Raw genomic sequence first — 17,256 nt, forward strand, 5'->3', positions numbered from 1 at the left:
CAATAACTTACTACTTATACAACAGTCAAATGGCCTACGATAAGTTTACAGTATTAAAGAGCACTGCGGTACCTATGCCCATCGAGAACGTAGATACCGATCAGATCATTCCGGCCCGTTTCTTAAAAGCCACTGAGCGCAAGGGATTTGGTGACAACCTGTTCCGCGACTGGCGCTTTGAGAACGACGGCACTCCTAAAAAAGACTTCGTTTTAAATAACCCCATCTACTCTGGTAAAATACTGGTGGGCGGTAAGAACTTCGGAAGCGGTAGCAGCCGTGAGCACGCAGCATGGGCCATATACGATTATGGTTTCCGTTGCGTAGTGAGCAGTTTCTTTGCCGATATCTTCAAGAACAACTCTTTGAACATTGGCATCTTACCCGTACAGGTAAGTGAAGCATTCCTCGATAAGATCTTCAAGGCAATTGAAGCCAATCCAAAAACTGAGCTGGAAGTAAACCTTCCCGAACAAAAGATCACTATCGTAGGCGACGGCGCTTCTGAGTCATTCGATATCAATGGCTATAAGAAGAACAATATGATGAATGGGTACGATGATATCGACTTTCTGCAAAGCCTGAAGTCTGACATTCAGACCCTGGCTACAAAAAGCATCTATTAATAAATAAATCACAAGAACCAAATTCCAAGATCCAAATAATAAATTCCAAATCCCAAATCACCAAGCTCCAAAACTTATATTCAAGTTGATTATTGAGTTATAGTGATTTGTTCTTTGGGTTCTTTTTTGGTTCTTGGAATTTGTGATTTGGAACTTTACGTATTTATGCCTGGTGACCAGCGACACATAGAGATCATGGATACCACGCTCCGCGATGGCGAACAAACCAGCGGAGTGTCGTTCTCCCCCACCGAAAAATTGACGATTGCCCAATTGCTTTTGACCGAAGTAAAGGTAAACCGCATTGAAATTGCTTCTGCCCGGGTAAGTGAAGGTGAGTTTGAAGCCGTAAAAGCAATTACAAAATGGGCAAAAGCCAATGGTTATTTGAACCAGGTTGAAGTGCTCACCTTTGTTGATGGCGATGTAAGCATTCAATGGATGCAACAAGCCGGCGCCAAAGTGATGAACCTGCTCACCAAGGGCTCGTTAAACCACCTCACCCACCAGTTAAAGAAAAAGCCCGAACAGCATTTTGCCGAAATAGCCGAAGTAATAAAGCTGGCCCGCAAAAAGGGTATTGAAGTGAATGTATACCTCGAAGACTGGAGCAATGGAATGCGCCACTCAAAAGAGTATGTATTCCAATACCTCGATTTCATTCAAAAGCTGCCGGTAAAACGCATTATGTTACCCGATACACTGGGAATACTCATTCCATCGGAAGTAACAGAATACATTTCGGCCATTGTGCAACGCTATCCCGATCTGCATTTCGATTTTCACGCACATAATGATTATGACCTGGGCACAGCCAACGTGCTGGAAGGCGTAAAAGCCGGCGCTCATGGCATACACCTTACTATTAATGGTATGGGCGAAAGAGCAGGCAATGCTCCCCTTGCCAGCGCCATTGCGGTACTGAACGATTTTCTGCCCGAAGTAAAAACTTCGGTTGTAGAAGCCTCGTTATATCGCGTATCAAAACTGGTAGAAACCTTCTCTGGTTTCCGCATTCCAGTTAACAAACCTGTTGTTGGCGAGAACGTGTTTACCCAAACCGCCGGTATACACGCCGATGGCGATAAAAAGAACAAGCTTTATTTCAGCGACCTGATGCCCGAGCGTTTTGGCCGTACACGGCGTTATGCCCTTGGCAAAACCAGCGGTAAGGCAAATATTGAAAACAACCTGGCGCAACTGGGTATTCAGTTGAGTGAACCCGACCTGAAAAAAGTTACCCAACGCATTATTGAATTGGGCGACAAAAAAGAAGTGGTTACCCAGGCCGACCTGCCGTACATCATTTCCGATGTTATAGACAGCAGGAATATTGAAGAAAAAGTGCGTATAGAAAATTATGTGCTTACACATTCAAAAAACCTTCGACCCTCGGTAACCGTTGAAATATCTGTAGAAGGAGAATTATATGAAGAGCATTCACAAGGCGACGGACAATACGATGCCTTTGTAAATGCCCTGAAGAAAGTATATAAACGACTGAAAAAAGACCTGCCGATGTTAACCGATTATACGGTACGTATTCCGCCGGGCGGAAAAAGTGACGCTCTTTGCGAAACGGTGATCACCTGGAGCTTAAATGGCAAAGAGTTCAAAACCCGCGGTCTCGATAGCGACCAAACGGTTTCAGCCATAAAGGCCACACAAAAAATGTTGAATCTTATTTAAATGGTTTCAAGTTACAGGTTTCAGGTTCCAGGGATTTCCCTGAAACTTGCAACCTGAAACCTGCAACAGAATTTTATAATCATAAAGCTCATTCTTTAGCAAAACCAATATTAAAAGCAAATGGCTAGCAAACATATCTTAATCGTCCCCGGCGACGGCATAGGCCAGGAAGTAACTGCAGTTGGTAAAAAAGTGTTAGACAAAATAGCTGCAAAATTCGGACACAATTTTACATACGACGAAGCATTGATCGGTCACGTGGCCATTGAAGCTACAGGCAATCCCCTGCCAGATGAAACGCTGGAGAAAATGCGCAAGTCAGACGCCGTGTTATTTGGCGCAGTTGGTCACCCTAAGTACGACAACGACCCTTCTGCCAAAGTACGTCCTGAGCAGGGTTTGCTGAAAATGCGTAAAGAACTGGGTTTGTACGCCAACTTACGTCCTATTAAATTATTCGATGAGCTGTTGGGTGCTTCAAGTATTAAACCTGAAGTATTAAAAGGAGCCGACATCCTTTTCTTCCGTGAGCTTACGGGCGATATTTATTTTGGTGAGAAAGGCAGAAAGAACGATGGCGACACGGCATATGATGTAGCCCAGTATAGCCGTTTTGAAGTTGAGCGTATTGCACGTAAAGCATTTGAAGCAGCCCGTACAAGAAGAAAGAAATTATGTTCTGTAGATAAAGCAAATGTTATTGAAACCAGCCGCCTGTGGCGCGAAGTGGTTCAAAAGCTTGCAAAGGAATATCCCGATGTAGAAGTAGAACATCAGTTTGTTGATGCTACCGCTATGTTGCTGATAAAAGACCCACGCAAGTTTGACGTAGTAGTTACTGCCAACCTGTTTGGTGATATCCTTACCGACGAAGCTTCGCAGATCGCCGGTTCTATGGGTATGCTGGCCTCTGCTTCTATTGGTGATGGCACAGGTGTTTATGAGCCTATTCACGGTTCTGCGCACGACATCACTGGTAAAGGTGTAGCTAACCCGCTGGCTTCTATTTTATCTGCCGCACTGTTGCTTGATATTTCATTTGGCATGAAAGCCGAATCAGAAGCGGTTATCAGCGCAGTTGATAAAGTATTGAAAGCAGGCTTCCGTACACGTGATATTGCAGATGCACAAACTCCTGCCGACAAAATATTAGGCACCGACGCTATTGGCGCAGAAGTGTTGAAGTTTTTGTAAACGCTAACAAATCAAATTTCATATAGGGCTGCCTGCCGGGCGGCCCTTTTTTATTATCACAACACCGTAACGCTCACTGCCGTGGTGCCATAAATTAGCATAAACGCTTTATCAACCGGCAGATCGCCAGGCTTGCCTATTGGAGCCAAAGGCAGCTTACTGGTTTCAACAACCGCATGATGAGGTGTTAGCCCGGTGGCATAATCTCCTTTGCCATTTGCATCTGCGATTTTATATACTATGGGCATAATAACCCAGGCCACCTGCCGTGGATTGCGCTGGTCTTCTATTGGGAAGGAAGCCTCATCTTTGCCCAATGTAATTTCACCTATACGAACAACATTAGTATATGGCTCCAGGTTATGGGTAAGCAATTCAGCCGCTGATGCGGTTTCTGCTGAAGTTAATATATACACGCGCGACAAGTTAAGATTCCAGGCCTGCAGATCGCTCATGCTCTTTCCGGCGGCATTACTGCTAAATGAAATGGCCTGCTGAAAAGTTTGTACAACGGTGCCCCCGTGTTTATTGCCGCGGTAGGTTATGAATTTATTACCGGCATTGAAGTTACTGGTAAGCAATGCGGCCAGTTTGGTTGCAGAAGCCACGCTGCCGCCAGGGTTATAGCGCAAATCGAGAATAAATTCGGTAACACCCTGTTGTTGTAATTTTTGTATGCTTTGCAGCATAACAGCATCGTCTTTTTCGGCACATAGATAATAGGCCAGGTAGCCGGTCTTTTTGCCGTTATTCTCAAATACATGGGTGGCATATACGCTTTTTTGGGGCACAATAGCGCTTTGTACACCTATGCGGGCCGAATCAACCAGGGCAGAGCGATCGGTATTGAATGCTGCTAACTGTAATGTAGCAGCGGCTGCCTGTAAAGCTTCTTTGGTAGCTTTTTTATTATCGACGGTTATTGGCCTGTCGTTTACTGCCGAAAAAAGCATACCTCGCTTCAAACCCCGGTTGTTAGCATTGCTGCCGGGAATAACACTGGTAATGACCCCAATTAATTTTTGCTGATCGAACGGGTGTATTGTGAACGAATAGTAAAAACCATAAGTTTCAGCTGCTGTTTTGGTAGCGCCAATGGTAGTTCGGTTACTGATCCAGGAAAAGCGGTCGTTGGGCGATAGCAGTTGTTTAAAGAATTGCTCTGTGGGCAACGAATAATCAGGATGCGGGGGCATATCGGCACTCCAGTAATAATACATGGCCATACTATCGTACACCCATTTATTGATCTTGCCAATAGAATCAGTGGGTTGCCAGCCGGCATCTTTTTTTGTACAGGCGGGGCTGGGTAACAATGCTACTGAAAGCAGTATATATATAATGAATTTACCAATGGTCATTGTAAGGTCTTGATGCTGGTTTTTAAAATGATGCGAACAGGTAGCAGTCCTGTTCGCCTTTATTTTATTTTTATTTTTTTGTTAAGCGCTAAAAATTATTTTTGTAGTGGTTTTAAACAATTACTTTGAAAAGGGTATTCCGCGAGCAGGCGGAATACCCTTTCGCTTTTGAAGTAAACGCACTTCAAAGTAAATTGAAAAAAAGAAAGACTCTTATTTCTTTATGAACGATTTGCTTTGACGCAGGCCATTCATATTGAATACTACCATGTAATTGCCAGGGATCAGTTTGCTTACATTCAGCGTTGTTTGAACCGCGCCTTGTTGTACATTTTGTGTAAACAACTGACGGCCATCGATGCTAACCAGCTGAACGGTAGCGCCGGCTTCAGCTTGCGGATGTTGCATTACCAGTTGGTTTTGTACCGGATTAGGATAAACGTTTATCTTAACCACACCCTTTACTGCCAATACATCGCTGGCAACTTTTACATTATCTTTTCCTACGAGATGAACGCGGTAAAATGCAGCTTTATCTGAACGGGTATCTGTTAACTGATAGAATGGATTTTTACCAGTAGCTTTTACCACCGTAAATGGCTCAAATGTTTTACCGCCATCAGTAGATTTCTCTACTACATATTCACGGGCATTGGCCTCATCGGGTGTGCTCCATTGCAGCGTGATCAGCTCTTCGCTGGTTTCTTCGCCATTGAGCCACAGATTGATGATGAACAGTTTTTTACCATCTATCACCAGTACATTGTCCAATCCGCCGGTAGCGTTGCGGGTATCAATGGGAGTCCAGGTTTGTGAAGGCCATTTACCATTGAACGACAGGTACAAACGGTACAGACTGCCATTCAGTGAACGCTGGGCAATATGCAGGATACCGTTTGATAAATTGTTTGGAATAATAGTACCCCAGGCTTTGTTAACACCGTTTACGCTATCGGCATAAAAAGGTGCATAGCCATTGGCAATGCTGTTATCGGTACCATCGCTTTCAATAAAAGTAGCAGCAACCGGGCGTCCCTGTGCAAACAGGTTATCATATAATAAAATGAATTGTTTGGGGGCGCCATAGCGCAAAGGTGTAGTGCGTAAAGCAGTGCCACCGGCAGTATCATTGCCAAAATTCAGCACGGTAACCGCACTGGGCGCTGTTAAACGATGAGCAACGGTTATACCATTGGCGCCGTTATTCAACACCAGGCGGAAGTAAACGCTATTGCCGGGTCTGAACAAGGTAGAAGAAGCTGCTTCATTTACAAACCAACCGGTATAAGCACCGGTTGAATCGGTAACGAATTCACCATAACGGCCGGCAATGGCCAGGGTTGCCGTAGTGCTGCGCACAAAATCGCCGCTGTCTTTTACCAGAATATAAGCGCCCTCACCAATGCTGGTGCTGGTTGGTGAAGATACAAACCGGTTGTAGTAACGATAGGTTGCATTAGGTGTTAAACCGTTTACCGTAATACGGCAAACAAAAGGCACCTTGCGATCATCAGCGGCGTTGAAATTGCCAACACCCTGAATATACTGGGGAAAATACACTTCTGATATAGACTGTCCGAAAGATACAGAAGCTATCAGGAGCAGGATGAGTATATTAACTCCGGTTTTCATAATTGTTAGTGTTAGTGTTAGGTTAATAAAAAAAAACACCGGGCTGCTTTTTTGCAAAAGCCCGGTGCTTATAAAGAATTACCTGTTTCATATAACATGGCAGGAAATTATTAATAGCTCAATTTTGCCCAACCTGCTAACCAGTTGTTAACAGTAATGTCGTTAGCATCGTATTGACCGAAAGCACCGCGGAAAGCAGGTGTTTCGAAATCAGAAGGCAACCCTGTATAGTTAGGCGCTAAAGTTAAAGCAGGAGAACCGGCTTTAGGTCTGAAATCATAAGTCCAGGGAGAAGCCAGATCAACAACATCATTAGCATCGCCACCCAGGTATTTTGCGTTGTTGTTAACCAGTGAAATAGAAGTAGGATTAACAATAGCAGAGAATGCCTGTACCAGGTTATAGCTGAAGTTTGAAGAATCAGCCTGTGAACCGGCAGAAGCCAGTTGCACACCTGTAGGGAAACCAATGAAGATGGAGTTACGAACTTCGTAGCTGCTGTGACGACGGAAATGAGCACCGTTCAACAGGCCGAGTGAAGTTGCCTGGGTGGCAGTTGAAACGCCAACAACAGTGAGGTTTGAAATGATAGCTTTAGTGCGTGGATTGTCAGTAGCACCGGTACCATTGTTATCACTTTCAATACCGTTAGGGTTGGCTGAATAGTTCTGGCTGGCATCCAGTACAGAAACTGCATACTGGATATGGCCGGTGTAACCAAAGTCGAAATCGAATGCATCATCATCGGGAGCCAGAGCAAACAGGTAGCTTGCATTTACTGTACCACCAAAGAACTCAAAAGCATCATCGTTGCCATAAGCAACTTCAATGTGGTTCAGGATAGTACCAGCACCAACACCACCTAAAGTAAGACCATTCAATTCGTTGTCAGTAGCAACAGCAGCACCAGCATACTCAATGATCACATACTCCAGTTGTCCGGCGCTGTGATTTACATCACCCAGGCCAGCGCCACCGCCACCGTAGTTGATATCTACACCAGCAGGAACGCTGGGCAAATTGATACCTTCGATGCTGGCATCGGCTCTGTTCAAAGGTGCATTACCTAATAACACGATGCCACCCCAGTCTCCTGTGGCTGGCGTAGCCTGGTTAGAAGTGAATACAATTGGATCGCTGGGTGTACCGGCAGCAAAAAGTTGTGAACCGCGAGTTACAATCAACGCTGAGGCAGAGTCGTTGGTTGATTTTTTCACAGCTTCTACACGTGTACCTTCTTCAAGGATGAGCGTAGCGTTGTTAGTTACATACGTTTTGCCATCCAGTACATATAAAGTATCATTTGCCAGAAAGCGATCTGCAGTGATGGTTAATGGTAATACTACAGTATCAACATATGGACCGGCAAATGTACTACGTGGACTAAAACCTTTGTCTATACCATTTTTCTTACAAGCAGTGGCTACTAAAGAAAGCACAGCCACGCTGAGGATAAGTCTTTTCATGATTAATTTGGTTTTTTAAACAATTACTAAAAAATGGGATGTATATGAAACAGGTGATCCTTTTAAATGATATGCGCTGGTCACAAATCACATTCATCAACAACTAACGCAAATGCCATAGTGTAAAATTATAACCCAAAACATCTCGCACAACACTTCTTCATCGATTTAGCAATTAGTTATTGGTTTGTTAATATTGCGTTTGTGCATTCATGTATGTGCATATCAATATCGTTACATGCATTTGTTACGCACGCACAAAACCTATTCGCATTTTCATATTACTGAAATGCAGCCGCAAACATCCATCAAATCAAAGCCGGGGAAGAGAGGTTAATAAGCAATTGGCAACAGGCAATTGCCAATAAACAAGCAAACATTAACTGAAGTAGAAAGTAAATACAATCAAGAAACACATAACTGTATTTACTTTCTAATTACTCATTCCTTATTTTTCATTTTTCATTTCAAATATAAGTCCTAACCGAACGGTATTGCCCAATGGATTTCTATTCACTTTATCACCTGTTGGTACCAGGTAAGAAAAATTTACCATGGCCATATTGAACCGCACGCCGGCGCCGGCAGTAACATACTGCCAGTTGCCATAGTTGTACGATTTGCTGTTGTAGCCTAATCGCAGGTATAACTGATCTTTAAAAATATATTCTGTACCAAAGGCCAGTTGCAGGGCATTGTTATCAAATGAATCGAACCAGCCGGTCACAATACTTTTATTTCGATAAGCAGGCATATCTTCCGGCGAGGTGGGAACTTCCGGCACTAATAATTTATCGGCCTGTAAAGCAAAGGTCATTTTGTTGTCATCGTTCCACACCTCGGTATATGCAGCTCCAATACCTAAACCTGCCGGCAGGAAGTCTTTATTACCTGCCTCCTCTGTATATCCTATTTTAGTACCCAAGTTCGATAAAGAGATCCCTGCAGTCCAGCCGCGTCCATTATCAGCCGAACCGTTATAATAAGCCGACAGGTCTGCCGCAAACGCATTACCCGCTTTGTAGCTGGTTCCATTAATAGCACCGGTAGCCAGTTTGGAAGAAATATAGCGCAGCGCAACACCGAGGCCAATTTTATCACTTAGTTTACGTGCATAGCCCAGGTCAAATGCCAGCTCTCGTGGACGAACGGTTTGTAATTTATTACCGCTGTAATCAACCATACTAATATCACCGGCATTAAAATACCGCAGTGAAGCCGACACACTTTGTAATTCATCCAACTGATGATAACCTGCCAATGTGGCCAGGTACATATTGTCGGCCACCTCTTTCAACCAGGGGGCATAAGTAGCGCTTATGGAAGTTGCTTTACGGGCAAATGGTAACTTAGCCTGATTATAAAAAACACTATTGGCATCGGGACTAATGGCTATACCAGCCTCCCCCATTCCCCCACTGCGCGCATCGGGCGAAATGCGCAAAAAAGGAACGGCTGTGGTAGTTATATTAATAGAACTCTTTTCCTGAGCTACAAGCGCATGTACGCAAAAAATGGCAACGCCGGTTATTAATAGCTTCCTCATCACAAAAAAGTTTTGGATAGAATGATTTATGATTATTGTACGATTATTTTTTCTTTCAGTAAAACCCCGGCAACGGCAACACGTATATGATAAATGCCGGCTACAACGGTAGCAACCGGAACAGTGAATGTATTATGGCCTGTAACCAGTGTTACGTTCACGTTTACCAGGCGGGTGCCGTTATTATCGAACAACTGAATTACACCCTTTCCACTGTTAGCAGCATGTACATTTACCCGTAACTGACCCGGGCTACTGATATAAGCCGCCATATTATCCTGTGCGGCTCCCTGTGCAGGCAGAACACTTAATGTGCCATTTAATTGGGCAATGGTGTAGTTGGCTGCTACCGACCCGGTAACTATTATAGCATACGCACCGGCAACTGAGGTGGTAGTGGCATTTGTGCTGACAACAGGTGGTGCTGTTAAAATGGTTGAATCCTCACCTTTCACAAACCCTTTGTAAGTGATGGTCAGCGGCGGGTTTGGCTGTCCTTCATTTTTGGCTACATCGTTGGCCTGTATATACAGCCGCGCTTTTTGAACAGTGAACGTTTGCGATGCACTGGCAGGCGCATACGTGGCATCACCTGCCTGCGAAGCGGTTATTATAGTAGTACCCGCTGCAAGAATGATCACAGAATCGTTCCTGACAATACCTACCGAAGGGTTGCTGCTGGTAAACGTAACGGAAAGTTTGCTTGAAGCGGTAGCATTTAATTTTATACCAGCATCTCCATATTGCCTGGCGGGCAAAGTAGTGAAGGTAATAGTTTGGCCTGCAAGCGGATCAATGGTCAAAGTTCCTTTAACGTAAATGATATTATAATTATCAGCAGCAGCACCACTAACAGTAATATCATATTTACCTGCCGGCGAACTACTGGTAGCCGTAGTATTAACTACGGGTTGTGTGGTTAATACGGCAGTATTCTCATTGTTTACAAACCCGGAATATGATACGGTAAGCGTTGGATTGGGTTGATTTGCCAGCCTGGTCTTATTATCGGCAGTAATAGTTAGGGTTGCTTTATTTACGGTGAGCGTTTGTGTTACATCGGCCGCTGCAGACCAGGCGCTGGAGCCGCCCTGGGATGCGGTAATGGTAGCTGTACCCGCTCCTGTTATATGTATTTTCCCATTTTTAATGGTAGCAACCTGCGTATTGCTACTTGCGTAGGCAACTGTTAAACCCGAACTTGCGGCCGCGCCTGCATCAAAATCAGCCGCTCCGTATGTAACGGGGTTAATTGTATTAAAAGTAATGGTTTGCGATTGCTGCGATGGCGTAATGGTTAAAATTCCTTTTACATAAGTAATGTTGTAATTAGGCGAAACGGCGCCACTCGCTATAATATCGTAAGTGCCAATAGGCGATGTTGAAGTAGCTGGCGTAGTTACGGCAGGCAATGTGGTAAGAGTTGCTTCTGTATCGCCTTTTACAAAGCCTGTGTAAAGGGCAGTTAAAACAGGAATGGCTGTTCCGTATAACACCTGTTCATCTTTTCCGGTTATAGTAAGTGCGGCCTTATTGATCGTTAGCGGTTGTTGAACAGCGGTGGCCGCATTAAAAAAATCATCGCCGCTTTGTTGGGCGGTTATATTGGCACTACCTGCGCCCGATATGTGTACATTATTGTTTACAATGGATGCGAATGCGGTATTATCGCTTGAATAACTTATCTGCAGGCCCGAGCTGGTTGTGGCGCCGGGACTAAAATCGGCGTCGCCATATGTTTTTGCAGCCATTGGATCGAATGTAATGGTTTGGTCGGTTTTTCCATTCGCTCCGTCGAGCCGGGCCAACGCGCCATCCAATACAATTACATTGGTTAAACCGCCGGTTGTATTTACAGTACTTGTACGACCGCCACCCAATACCGGCCAGCTGCCATCTGAAGAAAGCTTATAGCCAACCTCAATGCCGGTAGCGAGACTAAACTGTGAGATCCTGCGGATCCCATTGGCCATGTCATTGGGAATTATAGTTCCCCAGGCTTTGTCTACTCCATTTACGTCAGTTGCGTAGAAAGCCGCATAACTATTGGAGGCATCTACTCCATCACTTTCAATTACACTGCCGGCTACAGGACGACCAGTACCTGCGGCATTATCCCATATCATTACAAAGTTCTTTGCTACGCCGCCTGTTACCGGCGTACTGCGAATAGCTGTACAGTTAGTGGTGGTGGCGCCATAGTTCAACACCGTTATTTCGCTTGAAGTGGTGGGGCGCGATAAAACACTTATTCCACCGTTCCCATTATTCAAAAATATCCTGAATTTCACCTTGCCATTAGCGGTAAAGGTGGTTGATGAGGATGGATCTGCCATAAACCAACCGGTATATGTACCTGACGCATCGGCTGTAAGTTCCCCATAATTAGTGGCAGCGGTAGGACTGGTTATTCTAACAAAGTCCCCCGTTTGTTTTACATATATAAATGCGCCGTCTCCGGCAGTAGTACTATTGGTTGGTGTAAACCGCGCAAAGTATCTATAGGTAGCATTAGGGGTTAAACCTACAAGCTGTAACCGGCAAACATAGGGTGTTCTGCTGGTACTGTTAGCACCTGCGCCATATACATACTGCGGCAAATAAATTTCATTAATGGTTTGGCCAAATGAGAATTGTATAAATAATATAAATAAGACTAAAGTAAGACCCGGTTTCATTGTATACTTTTGTAAATTTTAATAAAGTTTGATACCGCTTGTGTTGGTGTTGCTTTTTAGATTTAAATAGTAAATGGATATATCACCTGCCAGCGAAAAAAATCCACTATAGGTTGTACCAACCTGTACGCGGCTGGCGTTGGTTGTATAAAACTTTAATATCGGCCTCCGTTGCTTTAAACTGGTGATATATGGAGAGAATTCACCTCGCTTTAGCAGGAAACTATCCATAGGAATATAAGCGGTACCGCCATCTTTACTTTGCTCAACCACCACTTTTATCTGATCATATATAGCATCGGTTGAAGGAATAGAATATACAACTGAGAGTTTGGCGCTGTCCTTATGCGGCTTCTGCTCGTTCACCGGTGGGCTTACCAGTATAATTTTTTCGCCAGAAGCTGGCTGAAAAAAAGTAACCGAATTATTATATATCTGCTGATAGTGTATTGTAGAATCAAAGAGTAACGCATTGCTATACAGATCGGTAACCTTATATCTACGCAACGGGTTATCGTACTTTACTGTCATGCTAACTTTCCCCTCGGGAGTCATCAGTGAATCGGTGAGTAATTTATCGCTATCAGTTACAGAAAGGCGCATGGAATCAACAGTAATTGTATTCAATTGCAACAAAGTAAACCGCTCCTGTTCTATAGCGTCCTCACTTTTCGAACAGCCAAAGCTGCACATAAACAACAACACAATACTGCACGAATAAATACCGTTAAACATTCCTCCCCTTTTATTTGTATTTTGTATTCCCTTTTTCATTTCTAATTTTTAAATATTTTTTCTTCATTACAATCTATAGGTAAGGCTAAGGCTAAATGAAGTTCCTTTCTTCACTTTATAGCCCACAAAATCCATGTCTTTGTTATAATCTGAACCTTTGGGATCGTAATTATCTGCTTCATCGGGATAACTGCCCGTGCCATCGCGGTTTACGTTATTGCTGTAGATAACCGTATATTGGTTCAACAGGTCAGAAATATTAAACCGGAGCTCGGCTTTTTGTTTCATGATCTTTGTACTCAATTGAACATCTACCACATCGCGTGAATTTTCATATTGAATGATCCGGGGATTGGTACCACCATTTACTATGCGACGACCAAAGCGGTTATATGCTACGTTAAAACCCCACTCACTTGCCTGGTAATTAAGGCCCATGTTTACAATATAAGGGGACAATCCCTGTATGGGTCGATTACCATTCTCAACATAAAAGGTGTCTTTGTTCGTTGTCGGACTTTTCTTTACAACGTGTTTTATACCGCCTTCGAGGATGGTGGCGTTGGCGCTGAAATACAAATGCTGCAACCAGCTACTTGCCGGCGAAATAAACGACAGCGATTTTCTCACTTCAACTTCAACACCTTTTGCAGTTGCGCTTTCGAGGTTCCAGTATTCAACGCTGTTATTGGGGCTGCCCAAAATATAAAACCGTTCAACGGGTTTATCGAAGTATTTATAGAAAACAGAAGCAGAAAGGATCTCATTGCCTGTTGGATAATATTCAATCCTAAAGTCATAATTTTTGATACGTGTAACCTGCAAGGCCTGCTGACCGGTCACCTGAATTTGCTCCACAAAATCATAATATACATAAGGGGAACGTTCTACAAAATCGGGCCGCGCCAGGGTTTTACTAAATGCAGCACGAAGATTGAGCTTGTCGGTTACACTATAGATCAGGTTTACCGAAGGCAGCCAGTCCTTTTCGTTGTATACAGAATCGCTGAATACCGGAAAACCATCAGCATTATATGTTTCGGTACTCATTTTCACCTTGTTGTTCTCATACCTGAAACCGCCCACCAACCGTAGGTGCTGCATAATTTTAAGATCGAGCATTCCGTAGGCTGAACGTAAAGTTTGTTCACCGTCATAACGGTCGCCGGTACTCTCAGAGCGGATATAGGTGGGAACATAAATCAGATCGCCGCTGGCAACCGCCTTTGGCGTAACAATCTCGTAGTACGGAAGCCCCTGTTTGGCATTTTCAAAAGCAACATTGCTTGCAAGAATTCGCAACCCGGTAGCATCGTAATCAGCTTCGCGTTTTGAATAAGCGTATCCCATTTTAAAAGTCTGCTTTGCTTTGGCAATGGTAAAGGGTACGGATAAATTGGCGCCGCCATTGGTACGTTTTTCATCAAGCGTTGACGCATATAAGCCGCCCCTAAACAGGTTGCGCTCACCAAAATCGTACGTATAGGTATGGCTGGCAGAATCTGTGTCTTCGGCCACTTCATAACGCCCGTCTGGCTGCTCGCGTTTTAAGGTAATATAATCGCCATACCAGTCGAGCCGCAGCTTTGCATTGAAGAGACTGTGATCCCCTTCTACCCTGCTTTGGATCATGCGATTGGTAAGCGTGGTTTCACCGTTACGGTTCTCAAAACCGTCATTACTGATCTGGAAACCATACCGGTCGTCGAACTGGTTGCTGTATCGGTTATTGTACAGGTTCTTAAACGCCAGTTTATGTTTTTTTGATTTATAAGCTAAATTCAATAATGCGCCTATGGTGGTGTTGTAGCGGTATCGTTTGCTCCAGTAATCGTAGTTCTGCAGGCTGCGCGCCTCGCCTTCCTCATACAACATTTCGTTGCGGTACGTCAACGCACCTACGGCGCCAATACTGTTGTCATTTTTAAACAATTTGCTCAGGCCGCCCGACAGCTGGTAATTCTGCATAGGCGTATAATGGTAGCGGTAGGTTTGCCATCGATTGGGAATTTTCGACCCAATATTGCGCAAAGCAGCTGTGTCGCCGGCTTTGTAATATTTAATATATGTCTGCTGATCAAAAATGCGGCCATCGCCAAACCATTTACGGTCTTCATCAACGATTCCCAGCGCTGCTTTTTTATCACGCTTCCGGCTTATAAAATCCTGTCCCGTACTGGCCGTATTAAAACCGGTGCCAATACCAATATTGAGAAAATCTTTAAAGGGCACATCTGTGGTATTGATCTGCACCATGCCACCCGTAAATTCGCCAGGCAGGTCGGGCGTGGCCGTTTTGTTCACCACCACATTATCAACCAGGGCGCTGGGTACAATATCAAAACTAAAATTCCTTCTGTTGGGTTCTGTACTTGGCAGTGATGCGCCGTTGATCAACACGTTATTGTATCGGTCGCTAACACCGCGAATGGTAACAAATTTATCTCCCTGCACGGTAATACCGCTTACGCGTTTCAATACCTGGCCGGTATTGTTATCTGCCGTAGCACGAATTTGTTCTGCGCTGATACCGTTTGTCATACCGGCGCTGTTCTTCTGCGCCATGAGTAATGAGCGGGTGCTTTCCTTACGGGCGCCGCTGGTTACCACTACCGCCTGCATTTGCTTTGAAGCGGCTGTAAGCACCGTGCTTAGATCGGTGGTTTCATTTTCTTTTACTACTACATCTGTAATGCGCCGCGGCTGGTAACCCACGAATGAGAATTTTACGTTGTACGTACCGGCAGGCAACGACACAATGTAATCACCATTAATAGAGGTGGTAGTTCCTTTATCGGTCTGTTCAACGTTTATTGTTACGCCCGGCATTAATTCGTTTTTATCGTTACGAATTACACCGGTGATCTTTCCCGGACGTGAATTATTAGAAACTGCAGGCGCAACAGCCGGAGCCGGGCTGATCTTTACAGCAATTGTATTCCCTAACAGGTTGAATTCAAGATTGGCTACCCGCTGCAGGTTCTCCAGCGCTTCACCTAAAGTAATATTGTCATAAACAAATGACTTTATACTTATCTTATCTAATTGTTCGCTGCTATACGAAAACGTGTAGTTGCTGCGTTTATCCAATTCTTCTACAACCTTTGCCGCGGTTGTGTTTTTTAACGAAACAGAGATCTTTTCTTTTAATGTAATTACCTGCGCTGCTGTAAGCAGGGTTGATGTAAAAAAAACAATGACAGTTAGTATTCCGGTTAATTTGTTCATATCACAATTCTTATTCTGAATGGCTTTTTACTTTATTTAAACCAGGTTTGTGTTTAGTGTTTTCCTATAACAACTTTATCGCCCACTTTCCTGAATTGCAGATCGTGCACAAAAAGGATATTGGCCAATACAGCCGGCCACGTACTATTGTGGAAGCTTGCGGTAATTCGTTTATGCTGCACGATGGCAGGATTATAGTCGATAGTTATTTGATATCTTTCCTTTATACGATCGAGGGCTTCCTGTAACGGCACTTCATTAAAAACCAGGTAACCCTTCGTCCATAAAGCAACATTGGCTGCTTCAACGGACATCACTTCCCACGATTGGGTTTGTTTGGAGTAGCGTAAAGAATGATTGGGAGAAAGTATGGTGGTTCTGTCGGTTGCCGTATCGTCAAGGGCTATCTTTCCATGTACAAGCGATACCCGCACTTCCGACTCCTGGTCATAGGCTTCAATATTAAAAGCCGTACCTAAAACGCGGGTGCGCAGGCTACCGGTTTCAACTATAAATGGAATTCTTGTACTATCGGTGCCAGGTTTTATAGAGGGCACTACTTCAAAGTAACCCTCACTTGATAATTTCAACAGCCGTTCTGTGTGGTTGAATTGTTCCTGGTCAAATTCAAGGCGGGAATTCATATTCAGGCATACCTGCGAACCATCTGGCAGCGTAATGCGGCGGATGCCGGGTTGCCGGTTCTCAATAACGGTAAGCTGTGGCTGTTGCTTATGCCGTTGTATGCCAATAGGCTTTATATAATAATAAAGTACGGCTGTTGACACTATTACCAACAACCAGCTGGCGGCAACCAGTAAACGGCGATATGGCAAATGGCGCCGCATGGCAACCGGCCTTTCGCTTACCAATTGCTGGTACATACGGTCTTTAACCGCGGCCAATTGCTCCGCCGACAAATTGGTCGATTCGTCAGTGAGGGTGAGTTGGGTCACCCATTGTTGTAACAGTGCTAGTTCTTCGGGAGTGCATTCATTGTTCCTGAACCGTTGAATCAACGCTTCAACGGACATGGGGCTTTGTTTCATACATCATAGTAATAACCCGGCCGGCAAATAGTACCATACCGGGTATATTACC

At 44.2% G+C, this 17,256-nt stretch carries 11 protein-coding genes; 3 read left to right on the forward strand and 8 right to left on the reverse strand.

The annotated features are described in order from the left end of the window. Window positions 1-29 precede the first annotated feature (29 nt). The 3 genes from leuD to leuB all read left to right on the forward strand — a co-directional run bounded on the left by leuD (window position 30) and on the right by leuB (window position 3,509). Complete coding sequence (gene leuD, locus GGD38_RS22555) at window positions 30-626, forward strand: 3-isopropylmalate dehydratase small subunit (protein WP_375301467.1); 597 nt, start codon at window positions 30-32, stop codon at window positions 624-626. A gap of 195 nt (window positions 627-821) precedes the next feature. After that, a complete protein-coding gene (locus GGD38_RS22560) occupies window positions 822-2,315 on the forward strand; it encodes an alpha-isopropylmalate synthase regulatory domain-containing protein (RefSeq protein WP_375301468.1) in 1,494 nt (497 codons plus the stop codon). A 120-nt stretch (window positions 2,316-2,435) separates the two neighbouring features. Then, window positions 2,436-3,509, forward strand: coding sequence for a 3-isopropylmalate dehydrogenase (leuB, locus tag GGD38_RS22565; protein WP_375301469.1), 1,074 nt, complete (start codon window positions 2,436-2,438; stop codon window positions 3,507-3,509). Window positions 3,510-3,565: 56 nt separating this feature from the next. Here the strand turns inward: leuB and GGD38_RS22570 are convergent, their stop codons facing one another. The 8 genes from GGD38_RS22570 to GGD38_RS22605 form a co-directional block, all read right to left on the reverse strand. After that, window positions 3,566-4,870: a S41 family peptidase gene (locus GGD38_RS22570; protein WP_375303880.1), complete on the reverse strand. Its 1,305-nt coding sequence runs from the start codon at window positions 4,868-4,870 to the stop codon at window positions 3,566-3,568. 213 nt (window positions 4,871-5,083) lie between these two features. Further along, complete coding sequence (locus GGD38_RS22575) at window positions 5,084-6,502, reverse strand: T9SS type A sorting domain-containing protein (protein ID WP_375301472.1); 1,419 nt, start codon at window positions 6,500-6,502, stop codon at window positions 5,084-5,086. A 110-nt stretch (window positions 6,503-6,612) separates the two neighbouring features. Further along, window positions 6,613-7,968 carry a hypothetical protein gene (locus tag GGD38_RS22580; protein ID WP_375303881.1) on the reverse strand — a complete coding sequence of 452 codons (1,356 nt, stop codon included), beginning with the start codon at window positions 7,966-7,968 and terminating at the stop codon, window positions 6,613-6,615. Between the two features lie 448 nt (window positions 7,969-8,416). Next, a complete protein-coding gene (gene porV, locus GGD38_RS22585) occupies window positions 8,417-9,514 on the reverse strand; it encodes a type IX secretion system outer membrane channel protein PorV (protein ID WP_375301474.1) in 1,098 nt (365 codons plus the stop codon). A 32-nt stretch (window positions 9,515-9,546) separates the two neighbouring features. After that, the gene (locus GGD38_RS22590; RefSeq protein ID WP_375301475.1) at window positions 9,547-12,192 is read right to left on the reverse strand and encodes an MBG domain-containing protein; all 2,646 of its coding nucleotides are present in this window, start codon (window positions 12,190-12,192) and stop codon (window positions 9,547-9,549) included. A gap of 18 nt (window positions 12,193-12,210) precedes the next feature. Beyond that, on the reverse strand, window positions 12,211-12,966 hold the full coding sequence (locus GGD38_RS22595; RefSeq protein ID WP_375301476.1) for a hypothetical protein: 756 nt from the start codon (window positions 12,964-12,966) through the stop codon (window positions 12,211-12,213). 27 nt (window positions 12,967-12,993) lie between these two features. Beyond that, window positions 12,994-16,155, reverse strand: coding sequence for a TonB-dependent receptor domain-containing protein (locus tag GGD38_RS22600; RefSeq protein ID WP_375301477.1), 3,162 nt, complete (start codon window positions 16,153-16,155; stop codon window positions 12,994-12,996). Between the two features lie 53 nt (window positions 16,156-16,208). Next, on the reverse strand, window positions 16,209-17,204 hold the full coding sequence (locus GGD38_RS22605; RefSeq protein WP_375301478.1) for a FecR family protein: 996 nt from the start codon (window positions 17,202-17,204) through the stop codon (window positions 16,209-16,211). Window positions 17,205-17,256 lie beyond the last annotated feature (52 nt).

This window comes from Niastella sp. OAS944 (genome assembly GCA_024809215.1).
Taxonomy (GTDB): Bacteria; Bacteroidota; Bacteroidia; order Chitinophagales; family Chitinophagaceae; genus Niastella.

Coding starts and splice junctions, on each gene's coding strand:
- leuD (WP_375301467.1), top strand. CDS start 30: ATGGCCTACGATAAGTTTACAGTATTAAAGAGCACTGCGGTACCTATG.
- GGD38_RS22560 (WP_375301468.1), top strand. CDS start 822: ATGGATACCACGCTCCGCGATGGCGAACAAACCAGCGGAGTGTCGTTC.
- leuB (WP_375301469.1), top strand. CDS start 2,436: ATGGCTAGCAAACATATCTTAATCGTCCCCGGCGACGGCATAGGCCAG.
- GGD38_RS22570 (WP_375303880.1), bottom strand. CDS start 4,870: ATGACCATTGGTAAATTCATTATATATATACTGCTTTCAGTAGCATTG.
- GGD38_RS22575 (WP_375301472.1), bottom strand. CDS start 6,502: ATGAAAACCGGAGTTAATATACTCATCCTGCTCCTGATAGCTTCTGTA.
- GGD38_RS22580 (WP_375303881.1), bottom strand. CDS start 7,968: ATGAAAAGACTTATCCTCAGCGTGGCTGTGCTTTCTTTAGTAGCCACT.
- porV (WP_375301474.1), bottom strand. CDS start 9,514: ATGAGGAAGCTATTAATAACCGGCGTTGCCATTTTTTGCGTACATGCG.
- GGD38_RS22590 (WP_375301475.1), bottom strand. CDS start 12,192: ATGAAACCGGGTCTTACTTTAGTCTTATTTATATTATTTATACAATTC.
- GGD38_RS22595 (WP_375301476.1), bottom strand. CDS start 12,966: ATGAAAAAGGGAATACAAAATACAAATAAAAGGGGAGGAATGTTTAAC.
- GGD38_RS22600 (WP_375301477.1), bottom strand. CDS start 16,155: ATGAACAAATTAACCGGAATACTAACTGTCATTGTTTTTTTTACATCA.
- GGD38_RS22605 (WP_375301478.1), bottom strand. CDS start 17,204: ATGAAACAAAGCCCCATGTCCGTTGAAGCGTTGATTCAACGGTTCAGG.